General features: G+C 43.7%; 4 protein-coding genes and 1 pseudogene. All 5 read left to right on the forward strand.

Annotated features, from left to right (window positions below; all coding sequences use genetic code 11):
• Positions 1-63 precede the first annotated feature (63 nt).
• Positions 64-5,910, forward strand: coding sequence for a PAS domain S-box protein (locus PN499_RS02350; protein WP_272030070.1), 5,847 nt, complete (start codon positions 64-66; stop codon positions 5,908-5,910).
• 3 nt (positions 5,911-5,913) lie between these two features.
• Positions 5,914-6,990, forward strand: coding sequence for a hybrid sensor histidine kinase/response regulator (locus PN499_RS02355; protein WP_272030072.1), 1,077 nt, complete (start codon positions 5,914-5,916; stop codon positions 6,988-6,990).
• 57 nt (positions 6,991-7,047) lie between these two features.
• Positions 7,048-8,181, forward strand: a complete 1,134-nt coding sequence (locus PN499_RS02360; RefSeq protein ID WP_272030073.1) for a hybrid sensor histidine kinase/response regulator — start codon at positions 7,048-7,050, stop codon at positions 8,179-8,181.
• Between the two features lie 187 nt (positions 8,182-8,368).
• A pseudogene (locus PN499_RS02365) lies at positions 8,369-8,665 on the forward strand (hypothetical protein); the annotation flags it as partial.
• A gap of 23 nt (positions 8,666-8,688) precedes the next feature.
• A complete protein-coding gene (locus PN499_RS02370) occupies positions 8,689-14,559 on the forward strand; it encodes an ATP-binding sensor histidine kinase (protein WP_272030074.1) in 5,871 nt (1,956 codons plus the stop codon).
• Positions 14,560-14,587: the final 28 nt, after the last annotated feature.

A 14,587-nucleotide genomic window follows, 5' to 3' on the forward strand; every position in this document is an offset into this window, starting at 1 on the left:
CCCTAGTCCCAAGAGTAAAGATGATGGCGGGAGACTTCTTGCTCAATCAGATACCCACAAGCCATGATAAGTATTTCCATTCCCCTAGTCCAAAAAGATTTATTATCCGCGATCGCGCCCAATCCACTCATGGTCGCACCAGATCAGACGGTGATGGCAGCGATCGCCTTGATGAGAGAGGCTGGTTGCAGCTATGTATTAGTGGTAGAAAGCAGCGGTACGCACTCTGAGAATAGTGGCTTGGTAGGAATTGTAACTGAGCGAGATATTGTGCGGATTATTACCCAGTCCACACCCTTAGACCAGTTGCCGATTCAGTCGGTAATGAGCCATCCACTCATTACCGTCCAGGCATCTGAATTGAGCGATATCAAGGCTGTCCTAACATTGTTTCAACAGCATCAAGTTTGCCATTTACCCGTACTTAATGGCGATCGCATAATTGGTCTGCTCACCAAGGATATCTTAACTGAGATTTTGACACAAACTGTTTTACAGTTGAGCGAAGGCGAAGAGGCAGAAGCTATCCTCTACCAGTATCAAAGAGTGGTTTCTACCATGACAGATGGTATTGCCCTCTTGGATAATAACTATATCTATCGGTTAGTCAACCAAGCCTATTTAGATCGGACTCAGAAACAATGGGGAGACATCGTTGGGCATTCCGTCGCCGATTTGCATGGTGAAACAGTATTTAAGAGCATAATTCAGCCACATTTCGATCGATGTCTGGCTGGGGAAGTTGAAGAATACGAGACCTGGTTTGAGTATCAAAATGCCGATCCCAGATTTATTAAAGTCACCTATTATCCCTATATCGAACTAGATGGCAAGATTTCAGGGGTGGTAGTTACTACCCAGGATCGCACTACGCTTAAACAAACACAAGCAGTTTTACAAGAGAACGAACAATTTTTACGCAGTATCTATGAAGGCGTAGAACAGGCAATTTTTACAGTTGATGTTTTAGAGGATGGAGAGTTTAGATTTATAGGTTATAACCCCACTGCGGAAAGATTAACGGGGAAATCAAATCAAGAGATCAGAGGAACTTCACCTGGGAAAATAGTCCGCCAACGCTATGTCGATTGTATCCAAGCAGGAGTTCCCATCACCTATGAAGAATGCCTAATCTTTAGAGGAGTACCTACCTGGTGGATGACCACACTCAACCCGATTCGAGATGCCTCGTCCCGGATTTGTCGGATTGTGGGTACCAGTATCAATATTACTGAGCGCAAGCAAGCAGAATCACAACTAAAAATCCAAAATGCCATCTTAGAAAGAATCGCCAAGGCAGAACCTTTAGGAGAGATTTTTGATACTTTATTAAAAGCAATGGAGATGCAACTGGTGGATGGTCTCTGTTCGATTATGCTGTGCGATCGCGATGGCAAATTGCATCCTGGGGCTGCGCCTCAATTGCCGGCAGCTTATCTGCAAGCGATCGATGGTGTTGCGATCGGTGAAGGAGTTGGTTCCTGTGGAACCGCAGCTTTTCGCCAGGAAACCGTGATTGTTTCTGATATTGCCACCGATCCGCTCTGGCAAAATTTTAAAGGATTAGCTTTAGAACATGGATTGCAAGCTTGTTGGTCAATACCTGTAATCAGCAATGATGGTCTAGTTTTAGGGACATTTGCTGTTTATCATCGCGAAATTTATACACCAAATCAACAAGAATTGTCAGTGGTTGCTCTAGCCACAAATATTGCTGGCATTGCCATTGAACGCCAACAAGCTACTCAGGCACTAGAGCAGTTAAACCAAGAGTTAGAAAGCAAAGTTGAAGAACGCACTGCTGCTCTGCACGCCAGTGAAGAAAGGTGGCAGTTAGCTTTAAAAGGTTCTAACGACGGCATTTGGGATTGGAATCTGAAAACCAACCAAATTTTCTTCTCCAGCCGGTGGAAGCAGATGCGCGGTTTCACTGATGATGAAATTCGCAATTCCCCCGATGAGTCCTTAAGCCGGATACATCCCGATGACTACGATCGCGTCATGGCTGCTGTTGACGATCACTTTGCTGGTAGAACAGAGTTCTTGGAAGCTGAGTATCGGGTAAAACGCAAAGATGGCAGCTATATGTGGGTACTCAATCGCGCTCAGGGTTTGCGGGATGAGTCAGGTGAAATTGTTCGCATCAGCGGTTCCGATACTGACATCACCCAGCGCAAACTAGCAGAGGAGGCCCTGCGGGAAAGCGAACGCCGTTATGTCACCTTAGCCACTGCGGCTCCGGTGGCAATTTTCCAGTTTGATTCGCCTTTGAACTGTATTTATGTCAACGATCGCTGGAGTGAAATGACGGGTAGATCTAAAGAATCTGCCTTGGGTCGGGGATGGATCGAAGCTATACACCCAGACGATCGCGATTTTTTGCTGGCTGAATATACTGAAAAGTATGCTCAATCGATTCTAGGAAATCATATCCACAATCATGGTGAAGGTAGGCATCTCCGCCCAGATGGTAGCATTAGCTGGTTTTATGTCCAAGTGGCGCAGGAAATTGATGCTACGGGTAGGACGATCGGCTACATCGGCACCTTAACAGATATCAGCGATCGCATACAGGCAGAAGCTGAATTAGCAAAGTCGCGCCAAAATTATTACTCTCTGATTCAATCTGTAAATGGCGTTGTTTGGGAATATGACCTTAACAATAATCGGTTTACATTTGTGAGCGACAAAGCAGAAGAGTTATTAGGATACCCGATTGAAGCTTGGCTGAATGAAACTGATTTTTGGAGAAATCACGTCTATGCCGAAGATATTGTCAAGGCTGAAAAACTATTTAATGATGCAATTCAAAATCAAAACAACTGCGAACTGGAATATCGAATGGTGGCCGCCGATGGCAGTTGGGTGTGGGTATACGATATATCCAGTCTCAACTTCGATCGAAACGGTAAGGCTACAATGTCAAGCGGTGTTTTAATTGATATTCGCAAACGCAAACAGACAGAGGAAGCCCTACAGTTAAGTGAAGAACGATTCCGTAAGGCATTCGATCATACAGTAGTTGGTATGTGTCTGGTTTCTCCTGAAGGTAAATACTTCAAAGTAAATGCTTCCCTCTGTAATTTCTTAGGCTATACCGAAGCCGAACTCTTGGATTTACGATTTCAGGAAATCACTCACCCTGACGATGTAGCAACTAATCTAAAATTTGCCAAGCAAATATTAGCAGGAGAAATTAACAGCTATAACATTGAAAAGCGTTATTTTACTAAACAGGGGCAATTAGTTTGGGGATTGTTAAGTGTCTCTTTGGTGAGAGATGTCTACGAACAACCTCTTTATTTTGTTTCCCAAATTCAGGATATTACCGATCGCAAACAAGCTGAACTCGCCCTGCAAAGCAGCGAAATCCGTTTCCGCCGAGTCTTTGATTCCAGTGTAGTTGGCATGATCTTTGCCGATTTTCAGGGTAACATTCTCGATGCCAACGATCGCTTCTTAAAAATGGTGGGCTACAGCAGAGAGGAACTAGGCGCGGGAACGATCCATTGGGATACCCTGACTCCTACCGAATATCTCCCTGCTGATTTTGCAGCAATGGAGCGCCTGATGCGATCTGGGGCGATCGAGCCTTGGGAAAAGGAATACTACCGTAAGGATGGTAGTCGCATTTCTGTTCTGATCGGAATGGCATTTCTCCCAGACTCAGGAGATCAAACTATTTGTGTGGTAGTCGATATTAGCGATCGCAAACAAGCCGAGCTTGCTCTACAAGAAAGCCAGCGTTTTATTCAAAAAATTGCCGACTCATCCCCGAATATTCTTTATCTCTACGATCTGCAAACACAGCGTAATGTTTATGTCAACCATGAAATTACCTCTATCTTGGGCTATGAACCTGAAGTGATTCAGGCGATGGGAATTAATTTGACCCAAAATTTAATGCACCCCGACGATCTGACATCCGTCTTACCAGCTTACTCTGAGCAAATAAGCACGGCTCAGGATGGGGAAATTGTTGACACTGAATATCGGATGAGACATACCAATGGGGAATGGCGATGGCTCCACAGTCGAGATTCTGTCTTTAGTCGCGATGCTAATGGTCAAGTTAAGCAGATCATTGGCAATGCTCAGGACATTACTGAACGCAAACGTTTAGAGCAAGCCCAAAACCGCCTCATTGCTATCCTAGAAGCCTCAACTGATTACATCCTCATTGCCGATTTAACAGGTAACACGATCTGGAATAATAGCGCACTTAAAAAACTGCGGGGGCTTGATGCTAATGCCGTAGTTACTCAGCAAAACGCGGCTGATTACCATCCCCAGTGGGCTGTGGAAATGCTCGAACAGCAGGCTATACCTATTGCGATCGCCCAAGGAAGCTGGCTGGGAGAAAATGTATTGCTAGATGCTGAAAAGCAACAAATTCCAGTATCTCAATTGCTCCTAGCTCATAGATCTCCTCACGGAGAAGTGGAATTTTTCTCAACCATTATGCGGGATATGCGAGTTTACAAAGAATACGAACAGCAGCTAGAGCGAACTAATGCCGAACTAATCCGCGCTACCCGCCTCAAAGACGAATTTCTTGCTAATATGAGCCACGAACTCCGCACTCCTCTGAATGCGATTTTGGGCATGACTGAGGGGCTACAAGATGGAGTTTTTGGGATTGTCAACGAAGATCAAATTAAAGCTTTAGAAACTATTGAGCGCAGTGGCACTCACTTACTAGAGTTAATCAATGATATTTTAGATATCGCCAAAATAGAATCCGGTCAAATGGAGCTGGAATATACCTCAGTTTCCATCAATTATTTGTGTCAATCTAGTCTGGCATTTATCAAACAACAAGCTTTACAAAAACACCTTCAGGTAGATATTAAAATTCCCCTCAATTTACCGGAATTATGGGTGGATGAAAGGCGCATCCGCCAAGTCTTAATCAATCTGCTCAATAACGCAGTCAAATTCACCCCAGAGGGAGGACATATCACTCTGGAAGTGAGCCGTCAAAGGCGGACAGAGGGGCAGGGGGGCAGAGGAGATGGGGGAGATGGGGGAGATGGGGGAGATGAGGGAGATGAGGGAGATGAGGAAGTTAAATCTTCCCTACCTTCCTTACCTTCCCTACCTTCCCCATCCTCCCCATCCTCCCCATCCTCCCCATCTCCCTCGCTCCCCCGCTCCCCCGCTCCCCATCTCCCCATCTCCCCTGCTTCCTCTCTCCAAGCACAAGCAGAAGGGTTAAAAGTGAGGGATTACCTGCGAATTGCCATTATTGATACAGGTATTGGCATCGCCCAAGAACATATCAATAAGCTATTTCAGCCATTTATCCAAATCGATAGTGCCTTAAATCGTAAATATGCAGGGACTGGCTTAGGGTTAGCTTTGGTGAAACGAATTGTGGAACTGCATGGCGGGCAAGTGGGGCTCACCAGCGAGGTAGGGGTCGGTAGTTGTTTTACAATTGACCTTCTCTATACCGACACCTCGTCATCCTCTGCCGATGTGGAATCTTACAGTCCACCCTCCATCGAATCCAACGAGGCCCAAGAGAAAGCATTACCGTTAATTTTGCTAGCAGAAGACAACGAAGCTAATATCAGTACAGTTTCCAGTTACCTGAAAGCTAAAGGCTATCGTATTCTCTTAGCCAAGGATGGAGCGGAAGCGATCGCTCTGACTGGTTCAGAAAATCCTGACTTAATTCTGATGGACATTCAAATGCCTGGTATGGATGGTCTAGAAGCTATAGGGCATATCCGCCGCGCTCCCAACTCTGTCAATGTGCCAATAATAGCACTGACGGCCTTAGCGATGACGAGCGATCGCGATCGTTGTCTGGCGGCGGGAGCCAATGATTACCTCACCAAACCCGTTAAGCTGAAACAATTGGCAACCACCATTCAACAGCTTTTAGCTTCTCATCAAAGATAACCCATGAATAAACCATCGATTTTAATCATTGATGATGAACCTGATAACTTTGATGTAATTGAAACCCTCTTGAGCGATCCTGACTATCAATTGCATTATGCGGCTAGCGGTCAAGACGCGATCGCATCCCTGGACACATTCAATCCCGATCTGATTTTGCTGGATGTGATGATGCCGGGAACAGACGGTATCGAAGTTTGTCGGCAAATCAAAGCCATGTCGAAATGGCAAGCCGTGCCGATCGTGATGGTAACGGCGTTAAGCTCAAAATCAGACCTTGCCAATTGTTTAACTGCGGGAGCAGACGACTTCATCACTAAACCTGTCAATGCTATTGAACTGCGTGCTCGCGTGCATTCAATGCTGCGAATTAAGCATCACTATGACGACCTGCAAACCTTACTCAAATTGCGGGAAGATATGGTTAAAATGGTAGTCCATGATTTACGCAATCCCTTGGCTGGTGTCTTGCTAGGCTTGGAACTTTTAAAAAGCATAGACTATCCTAGAGAAACCCAACAAACCAAACTGGCTCGAATTTACTCGTCAGCAAAAGCATTACAGGTATTAATTGATGATTTGTTGCAAATTGCGTTACTCGAATCAGGTAAAATTCGTCTCTGTTGCACGGAGGTCGAACTCTGCGATCTGATACAATCTGCCATATCAAACTTTGAAGCGATCGCCGCTCAAAAAAATCAGTTGCTGATCCCTCAATTACCACCAGACACCACTAGAAAAGTTTTTATCGATGCCACCATGATCCATCGAATGCTGGATAATCTCCTCTCCAATGCCATTAAATTTTCCCCGTCCAATAGTCAAATCATAGTAAATCTAGAATTTCTTACATCTGGCGATGCTAAAATTCAGGTGATTGACTCGGGGGCGGGTGTTCCTGATACATTGCGGGAGAAGATTTTTGAGAAATACGAGATTGGAACTCTGATGTCCGATATACCTCAAATCGGGTTAGGTTTAGCTTTTTGTAAAATGGTCGTTGAGGCACATGGCGGTGCAATTTGTGTCAGAAACAATCAACCGCGAGGAGCTATTTTTGAAATCACTTTGGCAGCATAACTGACGACTTGATCCTACTCCCATCAAACCTTATACGTTTTGGAACTGCTTACAACTATGTCTCAATGCTCTATTTTAATTGTTGATGATGAACCTGATAATTTTGATGTGATTGAAACTCTGTTATCAGAGCAAGATTATCAATTGTATTACGCTGCTAATGGTCATGATGCGCTCGAGTATCTTGACACATTTGAACCCGATCTGATTTTGCTGGATGTGATGATGCCGGGAATAGACGGCATCGAGGTTTGTCGGCAAATCAAAGCTCTGTCAAAATGGCAAGCCGTCCCCATTATTATGGTGACAGCATTAAACTCTAAATCAGACCTTGCCTATTGTTTAACTGCCGGAGCTGACGACTTTATTAGTAAACCCGTTAATGGGATTGAACTGCGTGCTCGCGTGCATTCCATGCTCAGAATCAAGCAACAGTATGACAATATCCAGACCTTATACGATATCCAAGAAAATACCATCAATGTCTTAGAAAGTACCCTCAATGAACTGCGTGGGAACTTAGCCTCTAGTCTATCCCACGAACTGAATACGCCCCTCAATGGCATCTTAGGCACAATCAGTTTCCTCAAGGACGATCTCGAAGAAATAGATATTTCTGAAGTCCGGGAGATGTTAAGCTGGGCGGATCAATCCGCCCGTCGTCTAGAAAGTTTAACGAAAAAATTCCTGATTTATTTAGAACTAGAACTATCAGCAAATCGGCAGCAAAAAATCGAATTTACCGGGACTAAATTTTCAGCTTCTGCCATTGAAGCCGCGTTGAAATCCCATGCTCAGACACTCAATCGTCACAACGATCTGATGTTGGTGCTTGAGGAAGCGGATATCGGTATATCAGAGCGATATCTATCAACTATTCTCCATGAATTAGTGGATAATGCGCTGAAATTTTCCTCACCAGAGACAACTATTAAAGTTAGTAGTGAAGTTGTAGGGGATATGTTGAAATTATCTGTCCATGACTCAGGGCGAGGCATGACAGAAGACCAAATTGCTAAAATCGGTGCTTTCATGCAGTTTGAGCGGAAAACCTATGAGCAACAGGGCATTGGTTTGGCCTTAAAAATTGTCAAGAAAATTGTCGAACTGGCGGGAGGAGAGTTCTCTGTTACCAGTGTGTATCAAAAGGAAACAACGGTAACTCTCAGTCTGCCAATTATTCGCCATTAGCTGTAATGATGACTGTCACTAATTTCACAAATAGACCAGTGGCAGTGGCTTTTTCTCGTGGGTATTCTTAATGTTTGTATTGCTCTTCATAGCGACCTACTCTTTTTTTATAGAAGATTACTTTTTGCTATTAGTAAATCGTAAAATTACTGATTAATCTTAGGCTTGCTACGCAGGAAAGGTTTCTAAAGGTACATTGCAATGTTCTTATCATGGCTGGATCTACAATCAAAACAGTAATGTTATTGCTGTTCCATCGGAAGGAGATTCCTTCAAACATTCCCAACAGCGTCAAGCCAAATATTATCCTACAAAAGAACAGGGTGGCTTAGAAAGAGATGAAACCACAAGTGATTTAGTTGGCAAAAAACTTGAAGAAAATTTTGTGCGTCATATTTTAGAAGGCTTGAATACGGATATAAAGGAGAAAATCTGTTACACTACTAATACAAATCATCACTCCTCGTTAGTGTGTGAGCAGTAAAAAAATCTTTTCCCGCAGTCAAGATGCCAGCAAAAGCAGATTTAAACCCGACTATTTCTGGTTACTGTTTGGTAGAGCAAGTTTACAGTGGCTCCCAAACAGTGGTTTATCGTGCGGTGACAGAAAAGGTGGAGTTAGGCGTAGGCGATGAACCGCGTTCTGTGGTAATCAAGTTTCTACACCAAGACTACCCCAACTTCAAAGACCTGTTACAGTTTCGCAATCAGTATGCGATCGCTAAAAATCTGGACATTCCTGGAATTGTGCATCCATATAGCTTAGAAGTTTATGGCAACAGCTATGCACTGGTAATGGAAGATTTTGGCGGAGTATCACTGCGAGACTATGCTCATAATCAGGCACTTTCAGTAACAGAGGTATTAGAGATCGCCCTACAAATTGCTAATATCCTGCACGATCTGCACCACCATCGTGTCATTCACAAAGACATCAAACCTGCGAATATTCTGATCCATCCTGAATCCAAACAAATTAAACTTATTGACTTTAGCATTGCCTCCTTATTACCAAAAGAAACCCAAGAAATTAAGAATCCCAATGGATTAGAAGGTACACTCGCCTATCTCGCACCGGAACAAACTGGGCGGATGAATCGAGGCATTGATTACCGGGCAGATTTTTATGCACTAGGCGTGACGCTGTTTGAACTTTTAACGGGACAATTGCCCTTCCTATCCCACGATCCAATGGAGTTGGTGCATTGCCACATCGCCAAACAACCACCCTCCCTAATTGAATTCAACTTGCCATCGGCGATCGCAAGTATTGTCACGAAATTGATGGCGAAGAATGCCGAAGATCGCTATCAAAATGCTTTGGGTCTAAAGTATGATTTACAAACTTGTCTGAAACAGTGGCAAGAAACAGGGTCAATTGAGCCGTTTGAGATTGGGAGGCGGGATCTATGCGATCGCTTCTTAATTCCCGAAAAGCTCTACGGTCGCGAAGCCGAAGTCCAAACTCTCTTAAAAGCCTTTGACCGCGTTGCCAATGGCACATCCGAATTGATGCTAGTAGCTGGATTTTCTGGAATTGGAAAAACAGCAGTAGTTAACGAAGTTCATAAACCAATTGTCCGGCAGCGCGGCTATTTCATCAAAGGCAAATTTGACCAGTTCAATCGCAACATTCCCTTCTCTGCCTTTGTGCAGGCATTCCGCGATTTGATGGGGCAGTTGCTGTCAGAATCCGATCGGCAACTGCAAACTTGGAAAACCAAAATTCTCGCAGCTTTGGGAGAGAATGCTCAAGTCCTGATCGATGTAATTCCAGAACTGGAACGCATCATCGGAGTTCAGCCGCCAGCAATAGAGCTATCAGGAACTGCGGCTCAGAATCGATTTAACTTACTGTTCCAAAAATTCATTCAAGTCTTCACTACAATAGAGCATCCATTGGTAATTTTTCTGGATGATTTGCAGTGGGCAGATTTGGCATCGCTAAAGTTAATGCCGTTGCTCATAGGCGAATCGCCAGCGGGTTATTTGCTAGTGATTGGAGCCTATCGGGATAATGAAGTATTTGCAGCACATCCGTTGATGCTGACCTTGGAGGAAGTGGCTAAAGCGGGAGCAATAGTAAACACCATCACGTTAAAACCACTGTCTGAAAGCAGTTTAAATCAGCTAGTAGCAGATACCCTCACTTGTGCCCCAGTATTAGCACAACCATTGACCGAGTTGGTGTATCAGAAAACCCAAGGCAATCCTTTTTTTGCTACGCAGTTTCTTAAGGCCATCCATCAAAATAGATGGATTACCTTTGAAGTTGAAATGGGGCATTGGCAATGTAATCTTACCCAAGTGCGGGAAGCAGCATTGACTAATGATGTTGTAGAATTTATGGCTCAACAATTGCAGAAGTTACCAACTACAACCCAAGAAGTTTTGAAATTAGCTGCCTGCATTGGTAATCAGTTCGATTTGACAACATTGGCAATTGTTTCAGAAAAGGCAGAAACTGAAACCGCAACCGCATTATGGAAAGCATTACAAGAAGGTTTGGTATTACCTGAAAGTGAGATTTATAAATTTTATTTAGGGACAGAACATACTTTTACTCAAGCGAATTCTCAAATAGTTAGCTATCGGTTTTTACACGATCGTGTCCAACAAGCCGCCTATTTTTTGATTCCAGAGGAAGAGAAGAAGTTCACCCATCATCGCATCGGTCAGCGATTACTGGAGAATGAGATTAACCGAGAAGAACGAATTTTTGAGATTGTCAATCAAATTAATATTGCTGTCGAATTAATTGAGCAAGCCCCAGAGAGAGAAGAAGTTGCGAAGTTGAATTTAATTGCTGGTTGCAAAGCTAAGAATTCTACTGCTTATAATGCGGCTGTTAAATACTTTACCATAGGGCGCAATCTGTTAGCTAGCGATCGCTGGCTAACTCAGTATGACCTAACACTAGCACTGTATGTAGAAGCAACAGAAGCAGCCTATCTCAACACCGATATCGAGGAAATGGCAAGTCTTGCAGAAGAAGTTTTGCACTATGCAAAAACAGCATTAGATACGGTGAAAGTCTATGCAGTCAGAATTAATGCTTATACATCGCAGGGTCAACTACTTGAAGCCATCAATACGGGATTGACTGCACTCAAGCAATTTGAAATCGCTCTCCCTGCATCACCCGAACTAGAAGATGTAGCACGAGTAAGTCAAGAAACCCAAGTGCTGATTGGCAGCAGAAAACCTGCGGATTTACTCAATCTACCAGAGATGACGAACCCTCAAATGTTAGCAGCTTTGCAAATTTTAGATGTCATCTCTGTTCCCGCTTATTTGGCGAAACCCAATTTAAATTCGCTGATCATCATGACGCAGATGAACTTGTCAATTACCTATGGTAATGCGCCTAGTTCTGCGTTAGCTTACTCTAGCTATGGCTTATTTTTGTGTGCTGTTGCTGGCGAGTTTGAACGGGGTTATGATTTTTCTCAACTAGCATTAAACCTATTATCAAAACTTAAAGCTAAAAAGATTGAAGCTAGAGTTTTATTCGTGACTACTACTTTTATTGTTCATTGGAAAGTTCACGGTAGAGAGACTTTAAAGCTACTGCAAAATGCTTACACCAGCGGGTGGGAAAGTGGCAGTTTAATGGACTTGGGGTATGCTGCCTATGTTTACGGTTTCCATGCCTATTTAACGGGTTATGAGTTACCCCAGCTAGAGCAAGAAATGACAGCTTATAGCAAAGTTTTGGGGCAAATCAATCAGCAAACACAACTTAATTACAATGAACTGTATCGAGAAATGGTTTTAAATTTGCTTGGTCAAACAGCAAGCCCATCTTGTTTGCTGGGTGAAGTAGAGAAAGAACAGGTACTATTAGCTCGATATCAGCAAGCCAATGACAAAACTGGATTATGGCATTTCTTTTTCATCAAAGTAATGCTGTGTTATTTGTTTGAAGAATTTGAAAAAGCGAGCGCATATATTGAACAGGCAAAACATTACTCATCTGGAGGTAAAGGAATGTTTAACATTCCCACCTTCTATTTTTATGTTTCTCTTACTCAGTTGGCGCTCTACTCCCATCAGCCTAAATCCGATCAAGAAATCATCCTAAAACAAGTTACTACCAATCAGCAAAATATGCAAATATGGGCAACTCATGCCCCCATGAATCATCTACACAAGTTTCATTTAGTAGAGGCAGAAAAGCAGCGACTCTTGGATGAGAAAATGGCAGCGCTGGAACTGTACGATCGCGCCATTGCAGATGCTAAAGAAAACGGCTTTATCCAAGATGAAGCCCTTGCCAACGAACTCGCAGCCAAATTTTATCTCAACTGGGGCAAAGAAAAAGTCGCCGCAGGTTATATGCAGGAAGCCTACTACTGCTATGCCCGTTGGGGAGCGAAAGCTAAAACTGACGATCTGGAAAATCGTTACCCGAATTTACTGCGTCCCATTCTACAACCAGCCGCCCAAACTATTAACCCTTTTGAAACCTTAGCGAGTATTTCCACTTCTAATTACTCGCTCCTTAGCCACTCAACAGACAGCTCATCATCTAATACGTCAAGGGTGAATACCGCTCTAGATTTTACTGCCCTTCTCAAAGCATCTCAGAGCCTTTCCAGTACAATTCAAATCGACGATCTACTTCACCAATTTACTCAGATTATTCTGCAAAACTCTGGGGGCGATCGCTGCGCCTTAATCCTACCCAATAGCCAGGGACAATGGCAAATGCAAGCTATTGCTACACCGGAAGAAACTCAACTTTGTTCAGTACCTTTAGAACGTAATTTGGACTTACCAGTTAAACTAATTCAGTATGTTAAAAATACCAGAGAAGTAGTAGTAATTGACGATCTCAAAACCGATCTGCCGATCTTAGATGAATATTTAATTCAGCAAAAACCTAAGAGTATTCTGTGCTTGCCCATCCTCAATCAAGGAAAGTTACTCGGCATTCTCTATCTGAAAAACCGTACAGCGGGCGGAGTATTTACTAACGATCGCATCCTCATTCTCAACTTCCTGTGTACCCAAGCCGCAATTTCTTTAGAGAATGCCCGTATTTATCAAGAATCACAAACCTATGCTCAACAGTTAGAACAATCTCTGGAAAAATTACGGGTGAGTGAAATCCGCTTCCAGAAACTTGCAGATAATGTTCCGGGATTGATTTATCAGATCCGCATTAAAACCGATGGTTCAGCTTCCATGCCCTATGTCAGTTCTGGGAGTCAAACTCTTTACGAAGTAGCGGCAGAGGATATGATGACTGGGAAATATAGCCTACGTGATTTTGAATATCCCGACGATCGAATAGAGGTTTTTCAAGCAGTTATCGAGTCAGCACAAAATCTCACCCCATTTCGACATGAGTGGCGCATTATTACACCTAATGGGAATTTAAAGTGGGTGAAAGCGGCTTCTCAACCAGAACGCTGGGAGGACGGCGAAATAGTATGGGATGGAATGCTGATTGATATTACCGATCGCAAACGTGCCGAAGCTGCCGTCCTTCAGAAATCTCAGGAACTAGAACAAGCCTTAGCAGAATTGCAAAATGCTCAATTGCAAATGGTACAAAACGAAAAAATGGCATCTTTGGGTAACTTGGTAGCAGGGGTAGCCCACGAAATCAATAACCCGATGGGTTTCCTCAATGGCAGCATCGACAACGCCAAAGAATACGTGCAAGACTTACTCCGACATCTGACCCTCTATCAACAACATTATCCCCACCCAGTCGCACCTATCCGAGAAAATGCTGAAGACATTGAGCTAGAATTTCTTACGGATGACTTACCCAAGTTACTCAACTCGATGAAAGGTGCAACCGATCGCATCAAAGGCATCAGTACCAGTCTCCGCATTTTCTCCCGCGCCGATACCGATCGCAAAGTTAGTGCTAATCTTCATGAAGGGATTGATAGCACCTTGCTGATTCTCAAGTATCGCCTCAAAGCTAATGACCAACGTCCAGCGATCGCCACGATTCAAGACTATGGCGAATTACCGCCAATTGACTGCTTCCCTGGTCAGCTTAACCAGGTATTTATGAATATTTTGGCGAACGCGATCGATATGTTCGACGAGATGGGAAAAACTAGATCCTTTGAGGAACTTATCGCCCATCCTCAACAAATTACCATTCGGACAGAAGCGATCGCCAATCAGGTATTAGTTCGCATTGAAGATAATGGTAAGGGCATGAGCGAAGCCGTGCAAGCCCAAATCTTTGACCATTTATTTACTACCAAAGGCGTAGGGAAAGGGACGGGATTAGGGTTAACGATCGCTCGTCAAATCGTCGTAGAAAAGCATGGTGGGGCGATCGAAGTTGCTTCTAGTCTGGGACAGGGAACAGCATTTATCATCAGCTTACCTGTGAAGGGGGAATAATAAGGGGCTAGGGGCTAGGGAAATAGAG

Source organism: Kamptonema animale CS-326 (genome assembly GCF_028330895.1).
In the GTDB taxonomy this organism is placed as follows: Bacteria; Cyanobacteriota; Cyanobacteriia; order Cyanobacteriales; family Microcoleaceae; genus Kamptonema; species Kamptonema formosum.